The sequence below is a fragment of the Azospira oryzae genome (genome assembly GCF_004217225.1).
In the GTDB taxonomy this organism is placed as follows: Bacteria; Pseudomonadota; Gammaproteobacteria; order Burkholderiales; family Rhodocyclaceae; genus Azospira; species Azospira oryzae.
Genome location: NZ_SHKM01000002.1, coordinates 657,796 through 684,393, shown reverse-complemented (window position 1 = coordinate 684,393; position 26,598 = coordinate 657,796). Strand labels below are relative to the sequence as shown.

The 26,598-nt window shown below is 68.2% G+C and carries 30 protein-coding genes; 17 read left to right on the top strand and 13 right to left on the bottom strand.

Translation table 11 applies throughout. The features are described 5' to 3' along the window. Nucleotides 1–56: 56 nt before the first annotated feature. The 4 genes from argS (at nucleotide 57) to EV678_RS12230 (ending at nucleotide 4,013) form a co-directional block, all read left to right on the top strand. Nucleotides 57–1,799 (top strand): arginine--tRNA ligase, encoded by a 1,743-nt coding sequence (argS, locus tag EV678_RS12245; protein WP_130459716.1) that lies wholly within the window; start codon nucleotides 57–59, stop codon nucleotides 1,797–1,799. Between the two features lie 46 nt (nucleotides 1,800–1,845). Continuing rightward, nucleotides 1,846–2,490, top strand: coding sequence for an SPOR domain-containing protein (locus tag EV678_RS12240; protein WP_235832460.1), 645 nt, complete (start codon nucleotides 1,846–1,848; stop codon nucleotides 2,488–2,490). 11 nt (nucleotides 2,491–2,501) lie between these two features. Then, nucleotides 2,502–3,161 (top strand): thiol:disulfide interchange protein DsbA/DsbL, encoded by a 660-nt coding sequence (locus tag EV678_RS12235; protein WP_130459714.1) that lies wholly within the window; start codon nucleotides 2,502–2,504, stop codon nucleotides 3,159–3,161. 78 nt (nucleotides 3,162–3,239) lie between these two features. Then, complete coding sequence (locus EV678_RS12230) at nucleotides 3,240–4,013, top strand: SDR family oxidoreductase (protein ID WP_130459713.1); 774 nt, start codon at nucleotides 3,240–3,242, stop codon at nucleotides 4,011–4,013. Here the strand turns inward: EV678_RS12230 and EV678_RS12225 are convergent. Beyond that, nucleotides 4,010–4,831 (bottom strand): BUD32 family EKC/KEOPS complex subunit, encoded by an 822-nt coding sequence (locus EV678_RS12225; protein WP_130459712.1) that lies wholly within the window; start codon nucleotides 4,829–4,831, stop codon nucleotides 4,010–4,012. The two genes, EV678_RS12230 and EV678_RS12225, sit on opposite strands and share 4 nt — an antisense overlap. 129 nt (nucleotides 4,832–4,960) lie before the next feature. Here EV678_RS12225 and EV678_RS12220 point away from each other — a divergent pair, with 129 nt between their 5' ends. Continuing rightward, nucleotides 4,961–5,317: a hypothetical protein gene (locus EV678_RS12220; protein ID WP_014235788.1), complete on the top strand. Its 357-nt coding sequence runs from the start codon at nucleotides 4,961–4,963 to the stop codon at nucleotides 5,315–5,317. 2 nt (nucleotides 5,318–5,319) lie between these two features. After that, entirely contained in the window at nucleotides 5,320–5,994 is a 675-nt protein-coding gene (locus EV678_RS12215) for an SCO family protein (protein ID WP_014235789.1), read from the top strand. Nucleotides 5,995–5,997: 3 nt separating this feature from the next. Here EV678_RS12215 and EV678_RS12210 read toward each other — a convergent pair whose 3' ends face one another. After that, on the bottom strand, nucleotides 5,998–6,729 hold the full coding sequence (locus EV678_RS12210; protein WP_014235790.1) for an SDR family NAD(P)-dependent oxidoreductase: 732 nt from the start codon (nucleotides 6,727–6,729) through the stop codon (nucleotides 5,998–6,000). Nucleotides 6,730–6,758: 29 nt separating this feature from the next. Between EV678_RS12210 and EV678_RS12205 the strand changes: the two genes are divergently transcribed. Beyond that, nucleotides 6,759–7,568: a helical backbone metal receptor gene (locus tag EV678_RS12205; RefSeq protein WP_130459711.1), complete on the top strand. Its 810-nt coding sequence runs from the start codon at nucleotides 6,759–6,761 to the stop codon at nucleotides 7,566–7,568. A gap of 161 nt (nucleotides 7,569–7,729) precedes the next feature. On the opposite strand, the gene EV678_RS12200 is transcribed toward EV678_RS12205, so the two are convergent. Beyond that, nucleotides 7,730–8,323: a 5-formyltetrahydrofolate cyclo-ligase gene (locus tag EV678_RS12200; RefSeq protein WP_014235792.1), complete on the bottom strand. Its 594-nt coding sequence runs from the start codon at nucleotides 8,321–8,323 to the stop codon at nucleotides 7,730–7,732. 161 nt (nucleotides 8,324–8,484) lie between these two features. Here EV678_RS12200 and EV678_RS12195 point away from each other — a divergent pair, with 161 nt between their 5' ends. The 4 genes from EV678_RS12195 (at nucleotide 8,485) to EV678_RS12180 (ending at nucleotide 13,433) form a co-directional block, all read left to right on the top strand. Beyond that, nucleotides 8,485–10,473, top strand: a complete 1,989-nt coding sequence (locus tag EV678_RS12195; RefSeq protein ID WP_130459710.1) for a lytic transglycosylase domain-containing protein — start codon at nucleotides 8,485–8,487, stop codon at nucleotides 10,471–10,473. A gap of 105 nt (nucleotides 10,474–10,578) precedes the next feature. Continuing rightward, the gene (locus EV678_RS12190; RefSeq protein WP_130459709.1) at nucleotides 10,579–11,538 is read left to right on the top strand and encodes a complex I NDUFA9 subunit family protein; all 960 of its coding nucleotides are present in this window, start codon (nucleotides 10,579–10,581) and stop codon (nucleotides 11,536–11,538) included. A 33-nt stretch (nucleotides 11,539–11,571) separates the two neighbouring features. Continuing rightward, nucleotides 11,572–12,204: a glutathione S-transferase family protein gene (locus tag EV678_RS12185; protein WP_083834008.1), complete on the top strand. Its 633-nt coding sequence runs from the start codon at nucleotides 11,572–11,574 to the stop codon at nucleotides 12,202–12,204. 8 nt (nucleotides 12,205–12,212) lie between these two features. Then, entirely contained in the window at nucleotides 12,213–13,433 is a 1,221-nt protein-coding gene (locus tag EV678_RS12180; protein ID WP_130459708.1) for a multifunctional CCA addition/repair protein, read from the top strand. On the opposite strand, the gene EV678_RS12175 is transcribed toward EV678_RS12180, so the two are convergent. Next, the gene (locus tag EV678_RS12175; protein WP_130459707.1) at nucleotides 13,417–13,608 is read right to left on the bottom strand and encodes a DUF2905 domain-containing protein; all 192 of its coding nucleotides are present in this window, start codon (nucleotides 13,606–13,608) and stop codon (nucleotides 13,417–13,419) included. The two genes, EV678_RS12180 and EV678_RS12175, sit on opposite strands and share 17 nt — an antisense overlap. Before the next feature lie 95 nt (nucleotides 13,609–13,703). Between EV678_RS12175 and EV678_RS12170 the strand changes: the two genes are divergently transcribed. Next, nucleotides 13,704–14,321, top strand: a complete 618-nt coding sequence (locus EV678_RS12170; protein ID WP_130459706.1) for a glutathione S-transferase family protein — start codon at nucleotides 13,704–13,706, stop codon at nucleotides 14,319–14,321. Next, entirely contained in the window at nucleotides 14,321–15,133 is an 813-nt protein-coding gene (locus tag EV678_RS12165; RefSeq protein WP_130459705.1) for an alpha/beta hydrolase, read from the top strand. Before EV678_RS12170 ends, EV678_RS12165 begins: the two co-directional genes overlap by 1 nt. Nucleotides 15,134–15,205: 72 nt before the next feature. On the opposite strand, the gene EV678_RS12160 is transcribed toward EV678_RS12165, so the two are convergent. Then, nucleotides 15,206–15,400, bottom strand: a complete 195-nt coding sequence (locus tag EV678_RS12160; RefSeq protein ID WP_014235800.1) for a YjfB family protein — start codon at nucleotides 15,398–15,400, stop codon at nucleotides 15,206–15,208. Nucleotides 15,401–15,562: 162 nt separating this feature from the next. Here EV678_RS12160 and EV678_RS12155 point away from each other — a divergent pair, with 162 nt between their 5' ends. After that, a complete protein-coding gene (locus EV678_RS12155) occupies nucleotides 15,563–15,760 on the top strand; it encodes a hypothetical protein (RefSeq protein WP_130459704.1) in 198 nt (65 codons plus the stop codon). A 17-nt stretch (nucleotides 15,761–15,777) separates the two neighbouring features. On the opposite strand, the gene EV678_RS12150 is transcribed toward EV678_RS12155, so the two are convergent. Together EV678_RS12150 and EV678_RS12145 are read right to left on the bottom strand one after the other, a co-directional pair. After that, complete coding sequence (locus EV678_RS12150; RefSeq protein ID WP_130459703.1) at nucleotides 15,778–16,632, bottom strand: type IV pili methyl-accepting chemotaxis transducer N-terminal domain-containing protein; 855 nt, start codon at nucleotides 16,630–16,632, stop codon at nucleotides 15,778–15,780. An 82-nt stretch (nucleotides 16,633–16,714) separates the two neighbouring features. Continuing rightward, nucleotides 16,715–17,872, bottom strand: a complete 1,158-nt coding sequence (locus tag EV678_RS12145; protein WP_130459702.1) for a class I SAM-dependent methyltransferase — start codon at nucleotides 17,870–17,872, stop codon at nucleotides 16,715–16,717. A gap of 90 nt (nucleotides 17,873–17,962) precedes the next feature. On the opposite strand from EV678_RS12145, the gene EV678_RS12140 reads away from it, so the two are divergent. The 3 genes from EV678_RS12140 to EV678_RS12130 all read left to right on the top strand — a co-directional run bounded on the left by EV678_RS12140 (nucleotide 17,963) and on the right by EV678_RS12130 (nucleotide 20,662). Then, nucleotides 17,963–18,718 carry a pteridine reductase gene (locus EV678_RS12140; RefSeq protein ID WP_014235804.1) on the top strand — a complete coding sequence of 252 codons (756 nt, stop codon included), beginning with the start codon at nucleotides 17,963–17,965 and terminating at the stop codon, nucleotides 18,716–18,718. A 21-nt stretch (nucleotides 18,719–18,739) separates the two neighbouring features. After that, nucleotides 18,740–19,639 (top strand): tRNA 2-thiocytidine(32) synthetase TtcA, encoded by a 900-nt coding sequence (ttcA, locus tag EV678_RS12135; RefSeq protein ID WP_014235805.1) that lies wholly within the window; start codon nucleotides 18,740–18,742, stop codon nucleotides 19,637–19,639. A 120-nt stretch (nucleotides 19,640–19,759) separates the two neighbouring features. After that, nucleotides 19,760–20,662, top strand: a complete 903-nt coding sequence (locus tag EV678_RS12130) for an adenylate/guanylate cyclase domain-containing protein (protein WP_014235806.1) — start codon at nucleotides 19,760–19,762, stop codon at nucleotides 20,660–20,662. 79 nt (nucleotides 20,663–20,741) lie between these two features. On the opposite strand, the gene EV678_RS12125 is transcribed toward EV678_RS12130, so the two are convergent. The 6 genes from EV678_RS12125 to ptsN form a co-directional block, all read right to left on the bottom strand. After that, nucleotides 20,742–23,066 carry a serine/threonine-protein kinase gene (locus tag EV678_RS12125; protein WP_235832459.1) on the bottom strand — a complete coding sequence of 775 codons (2,325 nt, stop codon included), beginning with the start codon at nucleotides 23,064–23,066 and terminating at the stop codon, nucleotides 20,742–20,744. Nucleotides 23,067–23,099: 33 nt separating this feature from the next. Beyond that, nucleotides 23,100–23,915 (bottom strand): hypothetical protein, encoded by an 816-nt coding sequence (locus tag EV678_RS12120; RefSeq protein WP_130459700.1) that lies wholly within the window; start codon nucleotides 23,913–23,915, stop codon nucleotides 23,100–23,102. A gap of 16 nt (nucleotides 23,916–23,931) precedes the next feature. Beyond that, nucleotides 23,932–24,603: a hypothetical protein gene (locus EV678_RS12115; RefSeq protein WP_130459699.1), complete on the bottom strand. Its 672-nt coding sequence runs from the start codon at nucleotides 24,601–24,603 to the stop codon at nucleotides 23,932–23,934. A 124-nt stretch (nucleotides 24,604–24,727) separates the two neighbouring features. After that, complete coding sequence (locus EV678_RS12110) at nucleotides 24,728–25,042, bottom strand: PsiF family protein (protein ID WP_130459698.1); 315 nt, start codon at nucleotides 25,040–25,042, stop codon at nucleotides 24,728–24,730. Nucleotides 25,043–25,087: 45 nt separating this feature from the next. Next, nucleotides 25,088–26,023 (bottom strand): HPr(Ser) kinase/phosphatase, encoded by a 936-nt coding sequence (hprK, locus tag EV678_RS12105; RefSeq protein WP_014235811.1) that lies wholly within the window; start codon nucleotides 26,021–26,023, stop codon nucleotides 25,088–25,090. Next, nucleotides 25,992–26,477, bottom strand: coding sequence for a PTS IIA-like nitrogen regulatory protein PtsN (gene ptsN, locus EV678_RS12100; protein WP_014235812.1), 486 nt, complete (start codon nucleotides 26,475–26,477; stop codon nucleotides 25,992–25,994). Before ptsN ends, hprK begins: the two co-directional genes overlap by 32 nt. Between the last annotated feature and the right edge of the window lie 121 nt (nucleotides 26,478–26,598).

Sequence of the window (26,598 nt, the reverse complement as noted above, 5' to 3'; positions counted from 1 at the left end):
GGCGCCGGGCAGGTATAATCGGCCCTTTCAAGCTTTTGGCACCGCCCGATTTCCCTATGAGTCAAGATATCAAGGCCCACCTGGCCGACCTGCTGCAGACCGCCCTGAAGAGCGTGGCCCCCGATCACGCCGCCACGCCCATCGCCCTGGAACGCCCGAAACAGGAGTCCCACGGCGACTTCGCCGCCAACGTGGCGATGCAGCTGGCCCGGGAACTGAAAAAGAACCCGCGGGAAATCGCCCAGCAGCTGGTCAATGAGCTGCCGCCCTCCGCCTGGGTGGAAAAGGTGGACATCGCCGGCGCCGGCTTCATCAACTTCACCCTCAAGGCCGCCGCCAAGACCGCCGTGGTCCAGACCGTGCTGGCCAAGGCCGGGGAATACGGCCGCAGCAACGCCGGCGGCAAGCAGAAGGTGCAGGTGGAATTCGTCTCCGCCAACCCCACCGGCCCCCTCCACGTCGGCCATGGCCGCGGCGCCGCCTATGGCGCCTCCCTCTCCAGCCTGCTGGCCTTCGTCGGCTGGGATGTGACCCGGGAGTACTACGTCAATGACGCCGGCCGGCAGATGGACATCCTCGGTCTCTCCACCTGGCTGCGCTACCTCGGTCTCTACGACATCAACGTCCCCTTCCCGCCCAACGGCTACCAGGGCGACTACGTGCGCGACATGGCCCGCCAGATCAAGGACGCACACGGCAACAAGTACCTGCGCCCGGCGGCGGACATCCTGGCCGGCGCTCCCGACGTGGAAGCGGACAAGGAGGGCCACCTGGACGCCCTCATCGCCAACGCCAAGAACCTGCTCGGCCCGGACTGGAGCTACATCCACCAGCACGCCCTGTCCGAGCAGCTGGCTGACGGCAAGGACGACCTGGAAGAGTTCGGCGTGCACTTCGACGTCTGGTTCTCCGAGAAGTCCCTCTTCGATACCGGCCTGGTGGCCAAGTGCGTGGAAAAGCTGGAAGCCGCCGGCCACCTATACGTGCAGAACGGCGCCAAATGGTTCCGTTCCACCGCCTTCGGCGACGAGAAGGACCGGGTGGTGCAGCGGGAGAACGGCCTGTTCACCTACTTCGCCTCCGACATCGCCTACCACCTCAACAAGTTCGACCGGGGCTTCGACAAGGTCATCAACATCTGGGGCGCCGACCACCACGGCTACATCCCCCGGGTGAAGGGCGCCCTCCAGGCCCTGGATCAGGACGAAGCCAAGCTGCACGTGGCCCTGGTGCAGTTCGCCGTGCTCTACCGCAACGGCGAGAAGGCCGCCATGTCCACCCGCTCCGGCGAGTTCGTCACCCTGCGCCAGCTGCGCGGCGAAGTGGGCAACGACGCCTGCCGCTTCTTCTACGTGCTGCGCAAGTCCGACCAGCACCTGGACTTCGACCTGGACCTGGCCAAGAGCCAGACCAACGAGAACCCGGTCTATTACATCCAGTACGCCCACGCCCGGGTCTGTTCCGTGGTCAAACAGTGGGGCGAAGCCGGCGGCAACGAGGCCGAACTGGCCGGTGCCGACCTGGGCCTGCTGACCCACCCGCGGGAACTGGCCGTGGCCGCCCGCCTGGCCGCCTTCCCCGAAGTGGTCGCCAATGCCGCCGCAGACCTGGCGCCGCACCAGGTGGCCTTCTACCTGAAGGACCTGGCCGCCGACTTCCACAGTTATTACAATGCCGAACGCATGCTGGTGGACGACGCCGACCTGGCCCGTTCCCGCGTCGCCCTGGCCGCCGCCGTGCGCCAGGTGATCCGTAACGGCATGGCCCTGCTGGGTGTTTCCTGCCCGGCCTCCATGTAAGCCAACCCCGCCCCCATACGTTGAGCAGAGAACCATGAGTCGTGACATGAAACCCCGCAAGGCCCCCGCCAGGAAAAAGTCCGGCGGCGGCACCCTGATCGGCATCTTTATCGGCCTCATCCTGGGGGTGGTGGCGGCCCTGGGCGTCGCCTGGTACATCAACAAGGCGCCGATGCCCTTTGTGAACAAGACCCAGAACGGCGCCCCCATGCCGCCGGAGGCCCTGCCCAAGCCGGGTGAGAAGGCGGCGGACAAGGCCGCACCGACCCAGGCCCCCGCCCCGGCGGCCCTGCCCGGCAAGCCCGGCGACCCGGTGCCGGAAAAGCCCCGTTTCGACTTCTACAAGATTCTGCCCGGCAACGCCGACGCTGTTCCCGCCCCGGAAGCCAAGCCCGACGCCAAGACGGCCAAGGATGGCAAGGACGGGAAGGAGGCCAAGGACGGCGCCGCCGCCAAGGAACCCGTGTTCCTCCAGGCCGGCTCCTTCCAGAAGCCGGGCGACGCGGACAATCAGAAGGCCAGTCTGGCCATGTTGGGGGTGGAAGCCACCGTGCAGCAAGTGATGGTGGGCGACAAGGTGTGGTACCGGGTGCGCCTGGGGCCGTACACCAAGATCGATGAAGTGAACAAGGTGCGCGCCGAGCTGGCCAAGGCCGGCGTCGAAGCCAATATCGTCAAGAACAAGGACTGAAGGAAACCCCCATGACCCAGACCTCCGCTTCCCTGTATTCCCGCCTGCGCCGCTGGCTGGCGCCCCTGGCCCTGCTGGCCGCCGCCGCCCTGCAGCCGGCCGTTGCCCAGCAGCAGCCCCAGTTCCAGGCGATCAACCCGCCCATCGCCACCGACAGCGGCAACAAGATCGAAGTGATCGAGTTCTTCTCCTACGGCTGCCCCCACTGCGCCGACTTCAACCCCCTGATCCACGCCTGGGCCTCCCGCCTGGGTCCGGACGTGACCTTCAAGAAGGTGCCCATCACCTTCGGCCGCCCCGCCTGGACCAACGTGGCCAAGCTGTACTACGCCCTGGAAACCACCGGCGACCTGGCCAAGCTGGACGAAGCCGTGTTCAAGGCCATCCACGAACAGCGCGTCAATCTGTTCGACCCCCGCACCGCCGAGGAATGGGTGGGCAAGCAGGGCGCCGACGGCAAGAAGTTCGCCGAGGCCTTTGCCTCCTTCGGCGTGAACAGCAAGATGAGCCGGGCCGAGCAGATCGCCCGGGCCTACAAGGTGGACGGCGTGCCCATGGTGGTGGTGGACGGCCGCTACGTGGTCAAGGGCGAAGCCTTCAAGGACGTGCTGCGCAACGCCGACCTGCTGATCGAGAAAATCCGCGCCGAGCGGGCCGGCAAGAAGAAGTAAGCCCCGCCGGCAGACCCACACCATCGCCCGGACGGCCCCGCCCTCCGGGCGATTTCACATCCACCTGCGGAACATTCCATGGCATCCCTCAAGGTCTTCATCACCGGCGCCTCCAGCGGCATCGGCGCCGCCCTGGCCCGCCACTACGCCGAACAGGGCGCCACCCTTGGTCTGGCGGCCCGCCGACAACAAGCACTGACGGATCTCCTGGCCGACCTGCCCGGGCGCCACGCCACCTATGCCCTGGATGTGAGCGACGCCCCGGCCCTGGCCGCCGCCGCCGCCGACTTCACGGCCCGCCACGGCGCCCCGGACATCGTCATCGCCAACGCCGGCGTCTCCGTCGGCACCCTCAGCGAATGCCCGGAAGACCTGGCGGCTTTCCGCAAGGTGATGGACACCAACGTCTTTGGCATGGCCGCCACCTTCGCCCCCTTCATCGGGCCCATGGCCGCCGCCGGCGGCGACAGGCGCCTGGTGGGCATCGCCTCCGTCGCCGGCATCCGGGGCCTGCCGGGGGCCGAAGCCTATTCAGCCTCCAAGGCCGCCGCCATCGCCTATCTAGAATCCCTGCGCCTGGAAATGGCGCCCAAGGGCATCAAGGTGGTGACCATCGCCCCGGGCTATATCGAAACCCCCATGACCGCCATCAACCCCTATCCCATGCCCTTCCTGCTGCCGGCAGCGGAAGCGGCGCGGCGCTTCGCCCGGGCGGTGGCGAAGGGCACCAGCTACACGGTCATTCCCTGGCAGATGGGGGTGGTGGCGAAGGTCCTGCGGCTCCTGCCCAACTGGCTCTACGACCGCCTGTTCACCCAGGCCCCGCGCAAGCCCCGGGGCCTGCTGGACTAGGCCAGCACCCGCTCCAGGCAACGGCGCAGCAGGAACACCCGGCGCAGGCTGCGGCCCCGTTTGTGGCGCCAGGGCCGAGCCAGGAAGGTGATGGCGCGCAGCCACAGCATGGCCCGCTGCAGGCAGCGGCGGATGTCGGCCGCCGGGTGGGCGGCGAAGTAGCGCTCCAACAGGGCCTCGCCCATGGCCTGCCAGGCGGCTTCGCCCCGATCGTCGAGGAGCAGGCAGGAATTGACCAGCAGCACCAGGTCCAGGGTCTGGGCCACGGCCAGGGGCAGGTGCTCGCCGATGTCTTCCTCGAAATCGATGCGGTAAATCTCGCCCTGCCACAGCATCAGGTTCTTCACCTGGCTGCCGCCGTGCCAGTGGCCGGCCCGGTGGAAGGTCGCCAGGTCGTCCATGGCCCGCAGCAGCAGGGCGTCCCATTCCTGCCGCGGACGGTCCGTGCGGGCGTGTTCCAGGGTCTCGCCCACCGCCTCCAGAGCCAGCCAGCCGGCCCCTTCCGCCAGCACCCGGGGCACTTTCACTCCGGCGGCGTGGAGGCTGCGCAGGCGGCGGGCTTCGATGCGGATCAGGCCGCCCTGGTCCGACAGGGCCAGGGACTGCCGCGGCAGGGGCTGGGGCGAAAGGCTGCCGGCGATGCGGGCGGCGATCCAGGTGACCCAGGGGGCCCTGGTCTGGTCGGAGGCGCGCTTCACCACCAGGGACTGGCCCTCGTGGCTGAGGCGCAGGATGCGTTCCTCGGGACGGGCGGCCAGGGCCGCCTCGATGGCGGCGACCAGTTCGGGGGCGCCGGCGGGCAGGTTGGGAGCAGACATGGGGCGGATTATCCCACAGGCCCCGCCGCCGCCGCGGGGTCCGGGGCGGCGACAAATCCGGCCTATATCAAATCAGGCGGCCCCGGGCCGGGCTATCATCCGCCCATTCTCCCTGCTTCCGAGGACCCTATGCGACGTCTTGCCCTGCTCCTGCTGCCCCTCTCGCTGTTGGCCGCCCAACCCGCCCGGGCGGCGGATTTGTCGCCCGAATCGGTACTGCAGGCCCTCACCGAGCTGGGCCGCCTCAACGGCACCGCCCTGGCCTGCGGCCAGAAGGAGGTGGTGGCACGGATCAAGGGGCTGGTGATCCAGCGCGCCCCCAAGACCCGCCAGTACGGCGAGGCTTTCGAAGGGGCCACCCAGAATGCTTTCCTGGAGCGCTCGCGCCAGGGGGGCACCTGCCCCGCCGCCCCGGAACTGGCCCGCAAGGCCGAAGCCCTGGCTGAGCAATTGCCGCCGGCCTCTGCCGACGCCGTGGCCCGCTGACCATGAAGTACGCCCGTCTCAAGCTCGCCCTGCTGGCCCTGGGCGCCGCACTTGCCCTGCCGGCCGCCGCCCAGGCCCCGGCCAAGCCCCTCAACCCGGCCCGCCATCTGGCCGCCAGCGGCGACGACATCGCCGTCGGCGTGCAGCCCCGCTACCTGCTGCAGACCCAGTACGGCAACGTGGTCACCAACCAGGACTTCGGCGGCCAGTTCCAGCTGATCACCTTCGGCTACACCTCCTGCCCCGACGTCTGCCCCACCACCCTGGCCGAAATGGCGGCCATCCTGGAACAGCTGGGAGAGGCGGGCAAGCGGGTGCAGCCCATTTTCATCAGCGTGGACCCGCAGCGGGACACGCCCAAGGTCCTGGGCAACTACGTCGCCTTCTTCAACCCGCGCATCCTCGGTCTTACCGGTTCGCCGGCCCTGGTGCGGGGCGTCGCCGACAACTTCAAGGCGCGCTACGAGAAGGTCCAGGAGCCGGGCTCGGACCAGTACTGGATGGACCACTCCGCCGGCATGTACCTGCTGGGGCCGGATAGCGGCTTTGTCGCCAAGTTCCCCTACGCCATGCCCGCCGCCGAGATCACGGCGCGCATCAAGGCCCAGCTGGACGCCACGCCGGAGCCGACGCCCCGGGAGCAGCAAGCCCCGGCGGGCGCCCCGCCCCGGCGCTGAGCCTTACCAGTCCAGGGGCTGGCCGTCCCGGAAGAAGCCGCCGCTGGGCCCGTCGTCGGGCAGGGTGGCGGCCCACAGGATGCTGCGGGCGCCCTCCTCGGCGCTGCGCTGGGCGTCGCTGCCGCCCATCTCGGTGCGGCACCAGCCGGGACACACCGCATTGACCTTGATCGCCGCCCCTTCCGCGGCCAGTTCCGCCGCCAGGATGCGGGTGAGGGCGTTGAGGGCCGTCTTCGAGGCCCGGTAGCCGGGCCAGGCGCCGCCCATGGTGGACAGCTGGCCCATGCCGGAGGAGACATTGACGATGCGCCCCCAGCCCCGCCGCCGCATCAGGGGCACCAGGGCCTGCATCAGGCGCAGGGGCGCCAGGGTGTTGGCCTCCAGGGTCGCCGCCACCAACGCCGGATCGACCCGCAGCAGGCTGCCACTGGCCGGGTCGGCAAAATCGTGGGGTTCGAGGAAGACCCCGGCGTTATTCACCAGGATGTCCACGCCGCCGTATTCCCGCTCCAGGAAGGCGGCCAGCCGGGCCACGTCCTCGCCCCGGGTGACGTCGGCCACCAGGGCTGCCACCGCCAGGCCGCGTCCCGCCAGTTCGGCGCAGGCCGCCTGCAGTGGACCTTCCCGCCGCCCCACCAGCACCACCCGGCAACCCTGCTCGGCCAGCAGGCCGGCCACGGCCAGGCCCAGGCCCCGGGCGGCACCCGTCACCACGGCAATTTTTTGCGCTAGCATCGCTGCTCCTTCACGTTCATGGATGCCCGATGATGCAATGGCCCGACGCCCTCGGCAAGCCGCACCCCGCCTGGTCCGCCGCCCGGGGCGAACTGCGCCTAGTGTCCCTGGTGCCCTCCATCACCGAACTGCTGTGGGACCTGGGCCTGGGCCCGCAGCTGGTGGGGCGCACCGGCTTCTGCGTGCATCCGCGGCAGGCCCTGCAGGCCGTGCCCAAGGTGGGCGGCACCAAGGGTTTCTCCGTGGAGAAGATCCGCGCCCTGGCCCCCACCCACGTCATAGTCAATGTGGATGAAAACCGGCGCGAGGAAGTGGCGGCCCTGGAGGCCTTCGTGCCCCACATCGTCGTCACCCATCCCCTGGGCCCGGACGACAATCCGGCCCTGTACCGCCTGCTGGGCCATCTCTTCGGCAAGGAAGGGGAGGCGGAGCGGCTCTGCGCCGACTACGCCGCGGCCCGGGCCGAACTGGCGGCCGCCGTGGCCGACCTGCCCCGGGAGACGGTGCTCTACCTGATCTGGAAAAAGCCCTGGATGAGCATCAGCCGGGACACCTACATCTCCCGCATGCTGGCCGCCGCCGGCTGGGACAGCCTGCCCGCCGACGGCGCCGAACGCTATCCGGAAGTGGACCTGGCCCTGGCCCGCCAGGCCGGGCGCATCCTGCTGCCGAGCGAGCCCTATCCTTTCCGCGACAAGGACGCCCTTGAACTGGCCGCCGACCCGGCCGCAAGCGGCACCCCGGTGCTGACGGTGGATGGGGAAATGATCTCCTGGTACGGCAGCCGGGCCATCGCCGGCCTGCGCTACCTGGCGGCTCTGCGCCAAAGCCTGGCCTAGGGCGGCAGGCAGCGCTCCTTTGCGCCTACCCGGGAAGGCAGGAAAGACGGCATTCTTCCGCCCCCCTGCCGGGAGAGGCCGATTGCAAGGCGCTCACCGGGCACACCATCTCAAGACGCCCATCCCGCCTGCCTCTCCCGGCAGTGGCCGACGCCGACGACTCAGGGCCGGAAGCGAGTGATGCCGGCTTCCGTCACCAGGGCGTCCAGGGGCTCGTCGTGGGGTTCCGGGCCGATGTCGGCCACCCTGGCCAGTTCGTAGCCGACGCCGATGGCCAGGGGCCGGGGGTCCAGGCTGGCCAGGGTGCGGTCGAAAAAGCCACCGCCGTAGCCCAGGCGGTAGCCCAGCCGGTCCACCCCGTTCACCGGCAGCAGCAGCACCTGGGGCACCAGCCAGGGACCCTCGGTGGGCGTCGGGATGCCGTAGCGGTCCGGCGCCAGGGGCGTCGCCTCCCGCCACTCGCGGAAGGCCAGGGGCGCATTGGGCACCGTCACCACCGGCAGGGCCGAGCGGCCGCCCCGGGACTGCCACTCCAGCAGCAGGGGACGCAGGTCCGGCTCGTTCTGCACCGGCCAGCAGAAACCCACCACCTTGCCCTCCAGTTCGGGAAAGCCGGCCATGAGGTGGCCGCAGATGGCCTCGGAAAGCAGGGCCACGGCCTCGGCGGAAAGCCCGCGGCGGGCGGCAATGAGGCGCTGGCGCAGGACGTTGCGGTTCTCGGGAGCGGGCGGCGGGGTGAAGGGGATGGCGGTCATGGGGAAAGGTGAAATTGACTCGATGCGGAGGCCGGGCAGGGCCCCGGCCTGTGCTATGCTCAAAGGGCTGCCAGTGGCTCTGCCGTGACGGCATTTTTTCCCGCCAGCCCCTTGCCTCAAGCGCCTGCCCTGCAGACGCCGAACCAGATTATCACACCACGATGTCGCCTTCCCCAGCCCGCCCCCGCTTCGCCCTTCGCCTCACCCTGTGCTCCGCCCTGCTCGGCCTCTGTCTCGGCCTCAACGCCCCGGCCCGCGCCGGTAGCGACGAACAGTTCGTCGCCGCCCGGGACGCCTTCCGCGCCGGCGACCTGAACCGTCTCGACCGCCTCGCCGCCGAGCTGCGGGACCACGAACTGGCGCCCTACGTGGAGTACTTCCAGATCCGCGCCCAGCTGGAAAAGGCCGACGCCAACACCGTCGCCGCCCTCAACGATTTCCTCGCCCGCCAGGACAAGACCTACATCGCCGAGAAGCTGCGCGGCGACTGGCTGCGCCTGCTCGGCAAGCAGCAGCGCTGGAGCGAGTTCGAGGCCGAGTACCCGAAGATTTCCCAGGCCGACCAGGACCTGGCCTGCCTCAGCCTGCAGAGCCGCCTGGCGCGCAAGGACCCGAAGGCCCTGGACGACGCCCTGCCCCTGTTCCGCACCCTGCTGGAAGTGCCCGAGCCCTGCAACCCGGTGCTGGACGCCGTGGTGGCGGCCCAGAAGGTCAATTCCGACGACGTCTGGGCCCGCATCCGCCGCCAGTTCGAAATCAACAAGCTCGGCGCCGCCTGGAACACGGCCCAGTACCTGCCCGTGGCCCAGACCCCGGAGCGCAAGCTGTGGGACCAGGTGACGGACAAGCCCCTGCCCTTCCTGGTCAAGCTCTCCGGCACCAGCCAGCGCCTGCAGCGGGAACTGGCCCTGCTGGCGCTGCAGCGGGTGGCCCGCAACGACCCGGCCATGGCCGCCCAGCGCCTGGATGCCCTGGAAAGCCAGCTGCCGCCGGCCGACCGGGCCTGGGCCTGGGGCCAGATCGGCTGGCAGGGCGCCCAGCGCCACTATCCGGAAGCCCTGGACTGGTACCGCCGCGGCAGCGACCTGACGCCCCTCTCCGACGAAGCCCAGGCCTGGAAGGTGCGCGCCGCCCTGCGCGCCCAGGACTGGCACCTGGTGCGCCACGCCATCGAAGGCATGAGCCCGACCCAGGCCGCCGACCCCAGCTGGACCTACTGGCTGGGCCGGGCCTACAAGGCCGCCGGCCGCAACGACCTGGCCCAGCCCCTGTTCGAGCGCATCGCCGGCCAGCCCAATTTCTACGGCAACCTGGCGGACGACGAGCTGGGCCGCCCCATCAAGCTGCCGCCCCAGGCCCGCCCCCTGAGCCGGGAGGAACTGGCCCGGGTCGGCGACAACCTGGCCCTGCGCCGGGCCCTGGCCCTGTTCCGCGCCAACCTGCGCTTCGAAGGCACCAAGGAATGGAGCTGGGCCCTGCGCGGCATGGACGACCGGGAGTTGCTGGCCGCCGCCGAAATCGCCCGCCGCAGCAACATCTACGACCGGGCCATCGCCGCCGCCGACCGCACCAAGAACGAGCACGACTACAGCCTGCGCTATCTCTCCCCCTTCGACGAGCAGGTGCGCCCCGTGGCGCGCCAGCAGCAGCTGGACGATGCCTGGGTATACGGCCTGATGCGTCAGGAAAGCCGCTTCGTCACCAACGCCCGCTCCTCCGTCGGCGCCTCCGGCCTGATGCAGCTGATGCCGGCCACGGCCCGCTGGGTGGCGAAGAAGATCGGCCTCAAGGACTACGACCACGGCCAGGTGACCAATACGGACACCAACGTGCTGCTCGGCACCTCCTACATGCGCATGGTCATGGAAAGCCTGGACAACCACCCGGTGCTGGCCTCCGCCGCCTACAACGCGGGCCCCGGCCGGGCCCAGAAATGGCGGGCCGCCAAGCCCATCGAGGGGGCCATCTACGCCGAGACCATCCCCTTCAGCGAGACCCGGGATTACGTGAAAAAGGTGATGAGCAACTCGGTCTACTACGCCTCCCTCTTCAACAACGGCCGGCCCCAGTCCCTGAAAAGCCGGCTGGGGGTGGTGCTGCCCAAGGGCAGCGGTGGCGAGAACCAGCCAAAACCGGAAGATTTGCCGTAAAATCCGGGGTTTCCCGGCGGCGCCAGCGTTGCCGGGAGGTGAGGGGAGCATCGCGTCGGCAACGACGCGGCGCAAAGACTATAAAGCGACACTCCAGAGATAATCATGGCGATCAAAAACATTCTGTTGCTGGGCGGTAGCGGCTTTGTCGGCAGCCACATTGCCAACCTGCTGTCTGCCCGCGAAGGCATCCGCATCACCGTGCCCTCCCGCCGTCGGGAACGGGCCAAGCACCTGCTGCCCCTGCCCGGGGTCGATGTGGTGGAAGCCAACATCAACAAGGAAGAAGACCTGCTCGCCCTGATGCGCGGCCAGGACGCGGTGATCAATCTGGTGGGCATCCTCCACGGCGACAGCGAAATGCCCTATGGCCGCAAGTTCGCCCAGGCCCATGTGGAACTGCCGCGGAAAGTCGTCGCCGCCATGCAGCAGGCCGGCGTCAAGCGCCTGGTGCACATGAGCGCCCTCAAGGCCGACGCCAAGGGCCCCTCCGAATACCTGCGCTCCAAGGGCGACGGCGAAGCCATCGTGCTGGCCGCCCAGGGCCCGCTGGACGTGACCGTGTTCCGTCCCTCCGTCATCTTCGGCGCCGGCGATTCCTTCCTCAACACCTTCGCCAAGCTGCTCAAGCTGGCCCCGGTGTTCCCCATCGGCTTCCCCGACGCCCGCTTCCAGCCGGTGTGCATCGACGACGTGGGCCAGGCCTTCGTGGACAGCCTGGAAGACAGCGACACCTTCGGCCAGACCTATGAACTGTGCGGCCCCGGTGTCTACAGCCTGCGCGAACTGATCCAGTACACCGGCAAGGTGATCGGCAAGGAGCGGCCCCTGTTCAAGCTCTCCGAAGGCTGGGCCTACCTGCAGGCCGGCCTGCTGTGGCTGGCGCCCAAGCCCCTGATGTCCCCGGACAACCTGCGTTCCATGCAGGTGGACAATGTGGCCACCCCCGGCGCCAAGACCCCGGCCCGCTGGTGCCCCGCCTCCCTGGAATCCGTGGCCCCCACCTACCTGGCCGCCGATCCCAACGCCAAGTTCAACACGTTCCGGGGCCAGGCCGGCCGCTGAACGCCTGCCCCCCGCCCGGGAGGAGAATCCATGCTGCAACTGGTCATCGGCAACAAGAACTTCTCCTCCTGGTCCCTGCGGCCCTGGCTGCTGCTGAAGCAGGCCGGGCTGCCCTTCCGGGAAATCCCCGTGCGCCTGCGCCAGGCGGACACCAAGGCCCAGATCCTGGCCCACTCGCCCTCCGGCAAGGTGCCGGCATTGATCGACGGCGACCTGACGGTGTGGGATTCCCTCGCCATCTGCGAATACCTGGCCGAAAAAGCCTCCCTGAACCATGTGGACCTGTGGCCCGCCGACCCCAAGGCCCGGGCCGAGGCGCGCAGCGTCAGCGCCGAGATGCACTCCGGCTTTGCCGCCCTGCGCCAACAGATGAGCATGGAGGTGGCTGCCAGCCGCCCCGGTGAAGGCCAGACGCCGGAGGTCCTGGCCGACATCGCCCGCATCGCCGCCCTCTGGACTTCCTGCCGGGAGCGCTTCGCCGCGGCCGGCCCCTTCCTCTTCGGCGACTTTTCCGTGGCCGATGCCATGTACGCTCCGGTGGCCTTCCGCTTCCACACCTACGGCGTCGAACTGCCGCCCCTGGCTGCCGCCTACCGGGACACCCTGCTGGCCCTGCCGGCCATGCAGGAATGGGCTGCCGGCGCCCGGGCCGAGGTGGGCGCCTGACCCCGCCCATGCAGATCTACGTCGTCGGCGGCGCCGTGCGCGACCGCCTGCTCGGCCTGCCGGTGCAGGACCGGGACTACGTGGTGGTGGGCGCCGATCCCCAGACCATGCTGGCCCAGGGCTTCAAGCCCGTGGGCAAGGATTTTCCCGTCTTCCTGCATCCCCAGACCCATGAGGAATACGCCCTGGCCCGCACCGAAAGGAAGACCGGCCGGGGCTACGCCGGCTTCGCCTTCCACGCGGCGCCTGACGTGACCCTGGAACAGGACCTGGCGCGGCGGGACCTGACCATCAATGCCATCGCCGAAGGTGAGGACGGCAGCCTCACCGACCCCTACGGCGGGGTCCGGGACATTGCCGCCCGGGTGCTGCGCCATGTGGGCCCGGCCTTTGTCGAAGACCCGGTGCGCATCCTGCGCCTGGCCCGCTTCTCCGCCCGCTTCACCGATTTTTCCGTGGCCCCGGAAACCCTGGCCCTGATGCGGGAAATGGTGGCCAACGGTGAGGTGGACGCCCTGGTGCCGGAACGGGTGTGGCAGGAACTGGCCAAGGGCCTGATGGAGGCCCGGCCCTCGCGCATGTTCGCCGTGCTCAAGGACTGCGGCGCCCTGGCCCGCCTCCTGCCCGAACTGGAGAAGCTCGACGGGGTGCCCCAGCGGGCCGACTACCATCCGGAAATCGACACCTTCGACCACGTCATGCGCGTCATCGACGTCGCCGCCAGCCGCGGCGAGCCGCTGCCGGTGCGCTTCGCCGCCCTGCTGCACGACCTGGGCAAGGGCACCACGCCGGCCGACATCCTGCCCCGGCACATCGGCCACGAGCACCGCAGCGTGGAGCTGGGCGAGGCGCTGTGCGCCCGCCTCAAGGTGCCGGTGGAATGCCGGGACCTGGCCCTGCTCACCGCCCGCTACCACGGCGACATCCACAAATGCCTGGAAATGCGGCCGGCGACCCTGGTCACCCTATTGGAAAAGACCGACGCCTTCCGCCGCCCCGAGCGTTTCGAGCAACTGCTCGCCGCCTGCGCCTGCGACTACAACGGCCGCAAGGACTGGGAGGAGCGCCCCTACGCCAGCCCGGCGCGCCTGCGCACCGCCCTGGCGGCGGCCCGCAGCGTCGATGCGGGGGCCGTGGCCAAGGCCGCCGGCGACCGTTCCCGCATCCCCGACGCCATCCACCAGGCCCGGGCCGGCGCCGTTGCGGCGGCCCTCAGAGAAAACGGCTGAGCAGGGCCAGCAGGGCGGAAAAGACCAGGGTGGAGCCGAAGGGAAAGAAATAGTCCCGGCCGCGCAGGCGCAGATTGACATCCCCGGGCAGGCCCCGCCGCCGCCCCGGCTGGCGGGGCAGGAACAGGCCCAGGAGTATCACCCCCAGGCTCAGGGTCAGAAGCCATTTCAACATTGTGCAGACCTAGACAGGAAAGGTTGGCGCCCACATCCGGCGGCCCCGATTTAACCACGGGAAGCCGGCCCCGCGACACAGAACCAAGGAAAGCCATGATCACCCTCTACACCTGGGGCACCCCCAACGGCCGCAAGGTCTCCATCATGCTCGAAGAGTGCGGCCTGCCCTACGCCGTGCAGCCGGTGGATATCACCCGGGAGCAGCAGTTTGCCCCGGACTTCCTGGCCATCAACCCCAACAACAAGATTCCCGCCATCGTGGACCGGGAGGGCCCCGGCGGCCAGCCCCTGAGCCTGTTCGAATCCGGCGCCATCCTCATCTACCTGGCGGAAAAGTGTGGCCGCTTCCTGCCCGCTGCCGGGCCGGAGCGCTATGCCGTGCTGCAATGGCTGATGTTCCAGATGGGCGGCATCGGCCCCATCTTCGGCCAGACCCACCACTTCCTGCGCTTCGCCCCGGCTCCGGTGCCCTACGCCATCGAGCGCTTCCGCACGGAAACGGCCCGCCTCTACGGCGTCCTCGAGGGCCAGCTGCAACGCCAGTCCTACGTCGCCGGCGATTATTCCATCGCCGACATGGCCATCTACCCCTGGGTCAGCCGCCACGAATGGCAGGGCATCGATCTGGCGGACTATCCCCAGGTGGCCCGCTGGGCCGCCCTGGTGGGCGAGCGGGCCGCCGTGCGGCGCGGCATGGAGGTGCCCGCCTGATGGACACCCGCGCCCAGGACCAGGTCCTCGAAGTCATTTCCCGCCCGGCCCAAGGCAAGGCCAAGGCCCGGCCCACGCCCCTGCTCTTCGTCCATGGCGCCTTCGCCGGCGCCTGGTGCTGGGACGAGCACTTCCTGCCCTTCTTCTCCGCCGCCGGCTACGACGCCCATGCCGTTTCCCTGCGCGGCCACGGCGGCAGCTGGGGTCACAACAGCATCGACTGGTGGAGCATCCAGGATTACGTCGAGGACGTGCGCCGGGCGGTGGCGGAACTGGAACAGGCGCCGGTGCTGATCGGCCACTCCATGGGCGGCTTCGTGGTGCAGAAGTACCTGGAGCAGGCCCAGGTGCCGGGCGCCGTGCTGATGTGCTCGGTGCCGCCCCAGGGCCTGGTGGGGGCTTCCCTGCAGATGGTCTTCTCCCGCCCGGACCTGCTGGGGGACCTCAACCACCTGCTGGGGGGCGGCCAGGTGGCCAGCCATGTGCTGGAGCAGGCCCTGTTCGCCCAGGACGTGGAGCCGGAACGGCTGCTGCGCTACTACGGCCACATGCAGAAGGAGTCCCAGCGAGCCATCTGGGACATGTCCCTGTTCAACCTGCCCCAGCTGCTGCGCATGCGGCTGCCGCCCCTGCAGATCATCGGCGCCGAACTGGATGCCCTGGTGCCGGCGGCCCAGGTGAAGATGACCGGGGACACCTACGGCATCACCCCGGAAATCTTCCCCGGTATGGGCCACGGGCTGATGCTGGAACAGGATTGGGAAAAGGTGGCCAGGTCGCTCCTGGCCTGGCTGCAGCGCCAGGGCTTCTGAACCGCGGCACCCAAAACAAACGCCCCGGCAAGCCGGGGCGTTTCGGTATCTGCGACGGCAGGGCCGGGCAGCTCAGGCCGTGGTGTTCACGTTCTTGCCCAGATGGTCGGGCAGATTCACGGTGGACTGGGGCAGGGCCTGGATCAACTGGGCCGCACTGGAAGCCTGGGCATCCAGTGCCTTCTTCAGGACTGCGGTTTGAATCTGGTTGCTGGTCTGGGTTTCCGAAAAACTGGTGGCCAGACTGGCGATGCCATTGACGTCCATGGCGTTCTCCTCGTGGAATTACTATTTCATTCTACGACCAAAATCCGGCTTTCTTGATACCGGAGCAAAAAAATCCCGGAACGGCTCAACCTTTTCCCGCCGCACTCCGTTACACCTCTTACAGGGGGCGACGGGCGCCCCCTCACGGTGAAGGAGAGCAACATGCTGACCATCATGGACATGAGCACGGGCCGCTGCAGCGACGACCTCACCGCCCATTACGACGAAGACGTACTGAACGCCAACTGGACCGAGCCGCCCCGGCTGGAGCCCCAGCTGCAACTGGTGGCGGCACCGGCGCGGCAACCGGGTATCGACCCCGCCCTCTATCTCCACGCCTTCTACGCCGCCCAGGAATAGGCACTGCCCGGATCACCTCAGTTGCGGCGGGCGCCCCCCGGCGCCACCGCCACCTGGGTGCTGTTGTAGACCTGGGCGTACTGGCGGCTGACCTCCTCCAGCACTTCGGCGATGCGCTCGCTGGTAGTGGCCACATTGCGGGCCTGGCTCTGCCTGTCCGTACCGGCGCCGCTGCCGCCGCCGACCAGGGCCTGGTCGAAGAACAGCCATTGGGTACGGGCCAGTTCCAGGGCATTGCGCACGGCGGCGGTGTTTTCCCGGGCCCCGGCCAGCTCGCCCAGGGCGGTGTTGAATTCACGGCGGGCCTGCTCCGCGTCCACCTGGCGCCCCTGGCTGCGGTCTCCGGCATAGCCCATCAGATACAGCCGTGCCAGCCGCTGGGCCAGCATGTTCTGCCGCTGGGATAGATCCAGCAGGCGCCCCATATTGCCTTCGCTCTGCTCCTCGATCAGCAGGCTCAGCTTGCCGCTGGCCAGCATCAGGTCGTCGCTGACCGCCAGCACCCGCTGCAGGGCCGGCGTGGTGTAGGGGGACTTCAGTGCCTGCCGCAGCTCCACCCAGAGGGCCTGGGTGCGCTGCAGGGTTGGCGCCATGCGGCTCTGGCGGCTGTAGGGAGCCAGTTCGGCAAGAGCCGTCTCCAGTTGCTGGGTGGCTTTCTGCAACTGATTGCGGGCGCTGTCCGCCTGAATCTGCAGACCGGCCTGCAGGTAGAGCTTGGCCACGCGCTGGGACTGCAGCCGCAGCTGGCCCACGGCCACCAGGTCGCTGGCCCCGGCAGCCTGGACGGCACCGGAAAGCAGCAGGGCAAAGAGAAACAGTAGCCCCAGGAAGAGGGCACGACTGGCAGCAACGGGGAGCAAGGCAAGGGGCATGACGGCATTCCCGAAAACATCTAGGGGCCGTCAGTAAACACCCTCCGCGTTGCAGGAATATGAAGGGCCGGAACGCTGCCGCTTACAAGGTGTGGCTGCGGTCGCCGCGCTGGAAGCCGAGCAGGGGCTCGGCCAGGCCCTTGCCCAGGGCGATGACCTTGAACAGCTCGCCCATTTCATGGGGCTGCACCAGTTTCTGCACCATGGCCGCGGCCTTGAAGTACTCGCTGCTGCCGGGGGCCAGGCTGGCCAGGCAGTCCAGCAGACCCGCATTCATGAGGAACTGGCCCTGGGCGGTATAGCCCAGCACTTCCAGGCCCGCGGCGAAACCGGCTTCGGCCGCTGCCGTGAAATCCACGTGGGCGGTGATGTCGGTCAGGCCCGGCAGGTGGAAGGGGTCCGGGTGGGCATGGTGGCGGTAGTGGCACATCAGGGTGCCGCCGCCCCTTTGGGGATGGTAGAACTCCTGCCGGGGAAAACCGTAGTCCAGCAGCAGCAGGGCTCCTTGCTCCAGGATCGGCCCCCAGGAGGCCACCCAGGCCGGCGCTGCGAGGCCGATCTCGCTCATGTAGCCGGCCGGCGGAATGGTGCATTCGGCCGCCAGGGACTGGGCCCTGGCCAGCAGTTCGCCGGTGGCGGGGCGTTCGACCCAGGCAAAGCCTGCGGGGCCGATGCCGACGCCCCGCTCGAAAATGCCGCTCTCACGCCAGGCCACCGCATGCACGGGCATGGCGTCGAGCACCTCGTTGCCCAGCACCAGGCCGGAGAAGCGCTGCGGCAGGCGATCCAGCCATTGCACCCGGTCCAGCAGATGGGGCGCCCGCTGCTCCAGGGTCGCCGCCTGGCGCTGGCGCAGGTCAGGCGACAGGTCCAGGATGGCATAGCTTTCCGGCAGGCTGCCCAGGGCCTCCAGGGCCAGCAGCAGGTCGGCCGCCAGACGGCCGGTGCCGGCCCCGGCCTCGATGATGCGGGGGCCGCTGGCCGCCATGATCTGGGCCGCCTGGGGCGCCAGGCTGCGGGCGAAGAGGGGTGACAGTTCGGGGGCGGTGACGAAGTCCCCGTCGGCGCCGAACTTGCGCGCCCCGGCCGTGTAATAGCCCAGCCCCGGCGCGTAGAGCGCCAGTTCCATGAACCGGGCGAAGTCGATCCAGCCGCCCCGGCCGGCGATTTCGGCGGCGAGGGCATCGGTCAGTCGCTGGCTGTGGGCCAGGGCATCGGCGTCGGGCAGGGGCAAGGCCATGAAAGAAGAAGAAAATGGGGCGAAAAGAGGGCGGGATGATGGGCCAATCCGCTAAAATTCGCAAATTTCCAAATCCGTTCAGGGCAGTCCATGGACAGCAACGGCAACTTGCAGGGCAAGGCGATTCTGGTGACCGGCGGCGCCAAGCGGGTCGGTGCGGCCATCGCCCGGCGCCTGCATGCCGCCGGCGCCAGTCTGGTGCTGCATTACCGCTCGGCGGCGGCCGAGGCCCGCAGCCTGGCGGCCGAGCTGAACGCCCAGCGGGACGGTTCCGCCGTCTGCATCCAGGCCGACCTGCTGCAGACCTCGGCCCTGCCCGGGCTGGTGGAGCAGTCGGTGACGGCATTCGGCCGTCTGGACGGCCTGGTCAATAACGCTTCCAGCTTTTTCCGCACGCCCCTCGGCAGCATCGACGAGGCGGCCTGGGACGACCTGGTGGGCAGCAACTTCAAGGCCCCCCTGTTCCTCACCCAGGCGGCGGCGCCCCATCTCCGGGCCAGCGGTGGCGCCGTGGTGAACATCACCGACGTCCATGCCGAGCGGCCCCTGGTGGGCTATCCCCTGTATTGCGCCGCCAAGGGCGCCCTGCTCACCCTGACCCGGGCCCTGGCGGCGGAGCTGGCACCGGTGGTGCGGGTCAATGCGGTGGCGCCGGGCCCCATCCTGTGGCCGGAGGGCAGCGACTTCGACAGCGCCGCCCGCCAGGCCATCGTCGCCGACACCCTGCTGGGCCGGGAAGGCAGCCCGGCCGACATCGCCCGGGCCGTGCACTTCCTGCTGGTGGACAGCCCTTACATCACCGGCCAGGTGATCAACGTAGACGGGGGCCGCACGGCCCATCTGTAATCAAGTAACCAGGAATCTCCCGTGGAACGCTCCAACACCCTGCAACGCATTGAAAAATGGCTCCTGCGCGAAACCGGCAAGGCCATCGCCGACTACAACATGATTGAGGAAGGCGACACGGTGCTGGTCTGCGTTTCCGGCGGCAAGGATTCCCATACCCTGCTGCACCTGCTGCGCATCCTCCAGGCCAAGGCGCCGATCAACTTCCGCCTCATCGCCATGAACCTGGACCAGAAGCAGCCCGGCTTCCCGGCCGAGGTGCTGCCGGCCTACTTCGAGAAGACCGGCGTCGATTTCCGCATCATCGAGGCCGACACCTATTCGGTGGTGAAGGAGAAGATTCCCGAAGGCAAGACCACCTGCTCCCTCTGTTCCCGCCTGCGCCGCGGCATCATCTACCGCACCGCCAAGGAGCTGGGCGCCAACAAGATCGCCCTCGGCCACCACCGGGACGACATGGTGCATACTCTGTTCCTCAACCTGATTTTCGGCGGCAAGCTGAAGGCCATGCCGCCCAAGCTGGTCACCGACGACGGCGCCCACGTGGTCATCCGTCCCCTGGCCTACTGCGCCGAGAGCGACATCGCCCGCTACTCCCGGGGCATGGAATTCCCCATCATCCCCTGCAACCTGTGCGGCTCCCAGGACAACCTGCAGCGGCAGAAAATCCGGGAAATGATGCAGGAGTGGGACCAGAAATTCCCCGGCCGCACCGAGGCCGTCTTCAGCGCCCTGCAGAACGTGGTGCCCTCCCACCTGGCGGACACCAAGCTGTTCGACTTCAAGGGTCTCAAGGCCGGCCTGACCCCGGCGGCCGAGGGCGACACCCTGTTCGATCCGCCGGAGCTGCCCCCCATGCTGGCGCCCCGGGGTCCCCTGGACGGGGACGATTTTCCGCTGCCCGTAGTGGCTGGGGCCTGAGCCCTTTGCTATGATGCCGGTTCAGGGAAAATCAACATAAATCAATAATATGACGAAGATAATACGTGCTGTTCAGGTAGTTGGAGTCATGCTGTCGCAGTCATTCAGGGGGGTAATGGCATGAGTAGTACCGAATCAGAACTGGCGGTACTGTTTGCCGACATTTCCGGCAGCACCCGGCTCTACGAGAAGCTGGGGGACACGGAAGCCCTGCACGCCGTCGATCGCTGCATCAAGCGCATGGAGCGGGCCGTCGAGGGTTACCAGGGGCGCATCATCAAGACCATCGGCGACGAGCTGATGGTGGCCTTCCCCACCGCCGACGCCGCCTTCCAGGCGGCCATGGACATGCAGCAGCGGGTCCTGGACCTGCCGCCGGTCTCCGGGGTCAAGCTCAACATCCGGGTGGGTTTCCATTTCGGCCCCACCATCGAGGAAAACAACGACCTATTCGGCGACACGGTGAACACCGCCGCCCGCATGGCCGGTCTGGCCAAGGCCGGCCAGATCATCACCAACGCCCAGAGCCTGGCCACCGTCTCGCCCCTGCTGCGGGCTTCGACCCGGGATGTGGACCGGCTGCCGGTGAAGGGCAAGGCCGAGGAAATGCAGATCGTCGAGGTGCTGTGGCAGGAGACCGAGGAGCTGACCATGAAGGCTCCCAGCATCGACCCCACCCAGCCCCTGCGCACCGTGACCCGCCTCTGCGTGCGGCACCACGGCAAGGCCTATCTGCTGGATGACAAGACCTCCACCCTGACCTTCGGCCGCGGCGGCGAGAACGACGTGGTCATCGAGGACCGCAAGGCCTCCCGCAGCCACGCCAAGATCGAACGCCGGCGCGACAAGTACGTGCTGATCGACCAGAGCACCAACGGCACCTTCGTCGCCTTCGAAGGCGAGGCCGAAGTGTTCCTGCGGCGCGAGGAGATCGTCCTGCGCAACAAGGGCCTGGTGGCCTTCGGCCACACCGCCGCCAGCGGCAGCACCGAAATGGAAGTGGCCCAGTTCGAATACCTGTAAGCGGCCCCCAACCAAAACCAACGGCCGGAGGCGTCATGCCTGCCGGCCGTTTCTTTTGGGCCTGTCCCCAAGACAGTCTTCAGATTTCCAGCTTCTTCAGCAGGGCCGGGTTTTTCACCACTTCGGCCCGGCGCCCGGGCGTGGCTTCGTAGAGGGCGGCCGGCGGCGCCTCGTTGAGGCGGGCCAGGCCGGCAGCGCTGCTGCAACGGCTGTCCAGGCCCACCGTCACCTCGCTGCCGGCGGTGGATACCACGCTGAAGCAGGGCTGGCCCAGCTTGCGGTTGAGGGGCGCAAGGACGGCGGCCTGGGCCAGCTCCGCCGTGGCCGGCAGGCTGCCGGACAGCTCCGCCTCCACCACCTCGCCGTCGAGACGGGTGCCCAGCACTGCCCGCAGGCCGTTCATTTCCTGCTGCAGCTTGGGCAGCAGGGCCTTGTCGGGCAGGGCGCCAAAGCGGAAGCGGACCTTCTGGCCGGCGAAACGGAAGTGCTGCAGGAAGAAGCTCTTGGAGAACTCCTCGCCCACCAGCCGGCCCACATCCTTCAGGGCCGCCTCTTCCGTGGCCCAGCTGCCGTTCTGGGGCAGGGTGGTGTTGAAGTAGATTTCCTCGCCGCTGGCCTGGTCGATGCACTTCACCGTCCACGAAGTGATGACGTACTTCTCGATGGTCAGGCCGGAAGCCTGCAGGGTGGCGGAAAGCTTCTTGAAGCGGGCCTCGCCGACGATGGCGAAATCGGCTCCCGGCTGGCCCTTGGCGGCATCGCCCCAGGTGCGGAAGCCGAAGGACTGGACCCGCTCCTTGAGGATGTTCTCGGCGATGGGGGAACGCACGGCATCGCCGGCTTCGCCCCGGGTGTTGATGGTGACGGAGATTTTCGGGTCACCGTTGTTGCGGATGAAATCCACCCGCTCCTCGGCGGACATCTGGTTGAGGGATTTCTGCACCTCCCGCACCCGCACCACGGCCCGGGTGCCCAGGGTGGCCAGACCGCCGGCCTCCTGCTGTGGCGCCTCTTCCTGCAGCACCGATTCGATGAAGTCGCCGCTGCGGGAAAGCAGGCGGGCAGACAGCAGATCGTAGTAGCGGGAGAGGGAGGCCGGCTGCACATTGAGGGCCACCGCCTTTTCCACCAGCTGGCGGCGGGCATCCTCCCGCAGGGCGGCCTGCAGCAGGGCCGGATCGCCGGCCAGGCGGGAATCGCTGGGATCGGCCACGCCCACGGCGGAAATGACGATGGTGCCGTTGTCGGCCGCCGCTACCGAAGCCGTCGGCAACGCTGCCGGGGAACCCGATCCGTCGCCGCCGCGGCCCAGGTACAGGTAGCCGGCACCGGCCGCCACCAGGATCGCCGCCCCCGCCGCCAGGGCATAGGGCAGACGGGATTTGGCAACGGCCTGGGAGGCAGGCGGGACGGACGTCCCGACCATGCCATGGCTGGAAGGCGCGTCCTTGCTGGCTGCTGGCGATGGTACCACCCGGGTGGCCTCGCCGGCTGCGGCGGGCACCGCCGCTCCGGAGACCAGGGTCCGCTCCGCCTCGGCAGAGAGCAGGGTGACCTCATCGGTCACCAGGGTCGCCTCCTCCTCGGGGCCGCCAGCCATGGCCTGCTGCAGGGCGTCGGCGAACTCCCGGGCGCTCTGGAAACGCTGCTCCGGCCGCTTGGCCAGGGCCTTGCGCACCACCGCATCGAAACGCCGCGGCACCTGCACGTTGAGCTCGGAAGGGGCGATGGGGTCCTCCTTCAACACCTTGTGCATGATGGTGGTGAGCTGGCCGGTGAAGGGCTTTTCCCCGGTGAGAAACTGGTAGAGCAATACGCCGGCGGAGAACAGGTCGGAACGGCCGTCCACCGTCTGCCCCATGAACTGCTCCGGCGACATGTAGGCCGGGGTGCCGAGGACGGAGCCGGCCTGGGTCAGATTGGAGGATTCGATGCGGGCGATGCCGAAATCCCCCACCTTGGCCTGGCCGTTGTGCAGGATGAAAATGTTGGCCGGCTTGATGTCCCGGTGCACGATGCCGTTGCCGTGGGCGTGGTCCAGGGCGGAGAGCAGCTCGCCCATGAGGCGGGCGATCTCGGTGAGGGAAAAGCGTTCGGACTTGTCGAAATAGTCCTTCAGCTCCCGCCCTTCCACATACTCCATGGCGATGAAGGCGGTGCCCCCGTCCTCGCCATACTCGTAGATGGCGACGATGTTGGGATGGTTGAGCCGCCCGGCAGCCTGGGCCTCTCGCTGGAAGCGGCTCAGCAACTCCTGGGCCTCGTCCTTCTCCAGCTGGTCCCGGCGCACGGTCTTGAGGGCCACCCGCCGGGCAATGCCCGGGTCGAAGCCCTCATAGACCACCCCCATGGCCCCCCGCCCCAACTCCCGGCGGACCTCGTACTTGCCCAGTCTGGGCGGCATAGCCTCAGCCATAGCGGCTCTCCCGGCGGCAGGTTATTTGTACTTGCTGTCGATTTCCCAGACGTTCTTCTGCACCAGGCGCTGCACCATGCTGTCCAGGGTGAGGCCGCCGGAGGCGCCGGAGGAGACGCCCATCACCGACGAGCCCTTGGCTCCCAGTTCCATCTTCTCTTCGGTATAGCCGGTGGCCACCTGTTCGGTGGTGTTGGCGTCGATGATCTTGTAGCGCATGCCGATGATCCACACCCCGGTGTTTTCCTGGGTCTGCACCGAACCGACCACCGTCTCGCCGACGGCACCGGCCTGGGCCCCGCCCATGGAGCCGGAGAAGGCGCCGAAGACGCCCAGCAGCTTGCCCACGGCACGGCCGTCGAAGCCCTGCTGGGCCTGGGCCACCTGCTCGGCCTTGAGGATGTCGAACTTGACCACGTACTTGGTGGTCTTGAACTTGCCCTTCTGCAGCAGCTTGCGGGCGGCGCTGGGGTCGCCCATGGTGTAGGCCAGGGTGAACTCGTTGAGCAGGGGACCCATGTCGGAACGTTCGAGGATCTTGAAGTTGGCCTTCCCCAGTTCCAGTTCGGCGTAGTCGGCGATGTTGTTGGGGCCGTACTTCTGGGTGAAGGAGGCGTTGTTGGACTTCACTTCGCCCGGGATGACCACCAGGGCCGGGCCCTTCTTCGCCGCATTGGCGTACTCGACCGGCTTGTACATGGCCTTGTCGGCCATTTCGTTGGCCTGCTTGGAGGTGTCGCTGCCGGCGGTGGGCGACGGGCTGTCGAAAACCGGCTGGGCATGGGCCGAACCGGCGCAGGCCAGGGCCAGGGCAATGGGGGCGATGTACTGACGCATGGAAGACTCCGTAGGTTTATTTTTTTGGTTTGCCGGCAGCCCGGCAGTAATCGTTGTAGAGCTTGGCCACGACCTCCTCGGCCTGCTCATGGACCAGCTCCAGGGCCATGCCGGCGGTGTCGCTGCCGGAATAGGACTCGGCCTTGGCCGTGGCGGTGGAAATGGTGCGGCCGTCCGCCGCCGCCAGGGTGAAATGCATGGTCACATAGACCTCGGGCAGGCGCACCACCGGGTTGTAGGCGGTGCGGGTGGAAACCCCGCCCTTGAGCACGAAAGCGGCGCCCAGCTTGCTGGAAGCGGCCAGGGCCGCGTCCGGGTCGTTGCGGAAATAGGCCTCCATCTCGGCCTGGGCGATGCGGGCCCGCTGCTCCTCGGCGGTGTAGGTCTTCAGGCCCAGGGCCTTCAGCTTCTGGTTGATCACGGCGGCATGGCGGCCGTATTTGCTGCCCTGCAGCTGGTAGCCGTCGGCCGTCTGGTCGGCCAGGGCCACCAGGATGCCCTGGTTGCGCAATGCAGCCTTGCAGGGAACGGCCAGATGCTGGGCGATGCGGCCGCGGCGGCCCTCCTCCTCGGCAGCACCCTGCTTCTCGTCCTCGGCAAAACTGAAGGCCCGGGCGCCGCCGGTTGCCGCCAGCAGCAGGCCGCAGCAGAGCAGGCGGGAAGCGGCACGCAGGGGGGCAGGCTTCATCTCGGGGCTCCAGGGAAAGTCCCCGGCATCAACGCCGGGGCAGGTGGAATGGGGCAGGCCATTCTGTCAAAAAAAATGCCAGCCTTCAATCGGCTGGCATTTTTGCGGGAAGTCCGCCCCGGGCTTACTTGGCAGCCTGGCTGTCGGCTTCGCACTTCTTGATGAAGGAGGCCTTGGCGGCACCGGCCAGCTTCTTCTCCGCGGCCTTGGACTGGCACTCCGCATTGGCGGCGGGAGCATCGGCGGTCTTGCCGGAGAGGCAGGTCTTCATGAAGCCCTTGCGCTCGTCGCCCTTGAGGCCCTTCTCGCCGGCTTCCTTGTTGCAGTTCTTCATGCGCTCCTGCTGGGGCGTCGGCGCTTTGGCCGCGTCGGCGGCGCCGGCAACGGGAGCTAGGCCGATACAGGCCAGGGAACACAGGGCAAGCAGCATCTTTTTCATGGTGTCTCCGTCAGTGGTCAGGCAGGGCTTACCACTATGCGTTCGTCAAATATCGTCGTCAAGCAGCAGCTTCTGCTGCCGGGTGATGAATTCCTGCATGTTGTCGATGCCGCGCAGCTGCAGGATGCTGTTGCGCACCGCCGCCTCCAGCAGCACCGCCAGGTTGCGCCCGGCGGCCACCGGAATGACCACCTTGCGCACGGCCACGCCGAGGATCTCCTGGGTCTGGGCATCCAGGGGCAGGCGCGGCGCATCCACCCCGGCCACCGGCTTCTGCAGGTGCACGATCAGCTTGAGCTTCATTTTCCGCCGGGAGGCGGTCTCGCCGAAGATGGTGCGGATATTGAGCAGGCCCAGGCCCCGCACTTCGAGGAAGTCCCGCAGCATGCCCGGGCAACGGCCCTCGATGGTGGCGGGAGCGATGCGGGCCAGTTCCACCACGTCGTCGGCGACCAGGCCGTGGCCCCGGGAAATCAGTTCCAGGGCCAGTTCGGACTTGCCGACGCCGGAATCGCCGGTGATGAGGACGCCCATGCCCAGCACGTCCATGAAGACGCCATGCACCGACACCGTGTCCGCCAGGCGGCGGGAGAGGTAGATGCGCAGCAGGTCGATCACGGCCGAGCAGGGTTTGGCGGTGGTGAACAGGGGCGTGCCGGTGCTCTCGCAGCCCTCCAGCACGGCCGGCAGCACTTCCAGGCCCTCGGCGACGATGACGGCAGGAGGCTGGGCGGCGAAGATTTCGTTCATCTGCGCCTTGAGGCGCTCAGGATTGACCCGGCTCAGCCACTGGTACTCGGCGGCGCCGATGACCTGCAGGCGTTCCGGGTGGATCAGGTTGAGGTGGCCGACCACGTCGGCGCCGTAGTTGCCCCGCTCCCGGATCTCGATGGAGCGTTCGGCACCCTGGGCCGCGACCCAGGTCAGGGACAGTTTGTCCTGGTGGTCCTCAAACAGCTGGCTGATGGAGATTTGCCGCATGGTTCCCCCAGTCGGTGAACAGGCGGTGGGCGTCGTCGGTGTTGTCGCAGGCGCCCAGGGCCTCGCGGAAGGCCCGGTCGGAGAAACGCTGGGCCAGCTCGGAAAGAATCTGCAGATGCTGCTCGGTGGCCTGTTCCGGCACCAGCAGCACGAACATCAGGCCGACGGGCTTGCCGTCGGGGGAATCGAAAGGCACCGGGGCGGACAGGCGCATGAAGGCGCCGGCGGCTTCCTTGAGCCCCTTGATGCGGCCGTGGGGAATGGCAACCCCCTGGCCCAGGCCGGTGGAACCGAGTTTTTCCCGGGCGAAGAGGCTGTCGAAAACCGTGGCCCGGGCGATGCCCAGGTTGTTCTCGAACAGCAGTCCGGCCTGCTCGAATGCCCGCTTCTTGCTGCTGGCTTCGAGGTCCAGCAGGATGTGGGCGGGAGGGAGGAGTTTGGCGATCAGATCCATGGGGCGGGAACCTTCCCCGAACAGCGGGATGGCGGCGGCAGGGCCGGTTGGAGACTGGGATTCAGGCAGGATACCAGGCGAAAAGTGGCGGGATCATAACGGAAAACGACCCCGCCGCCTA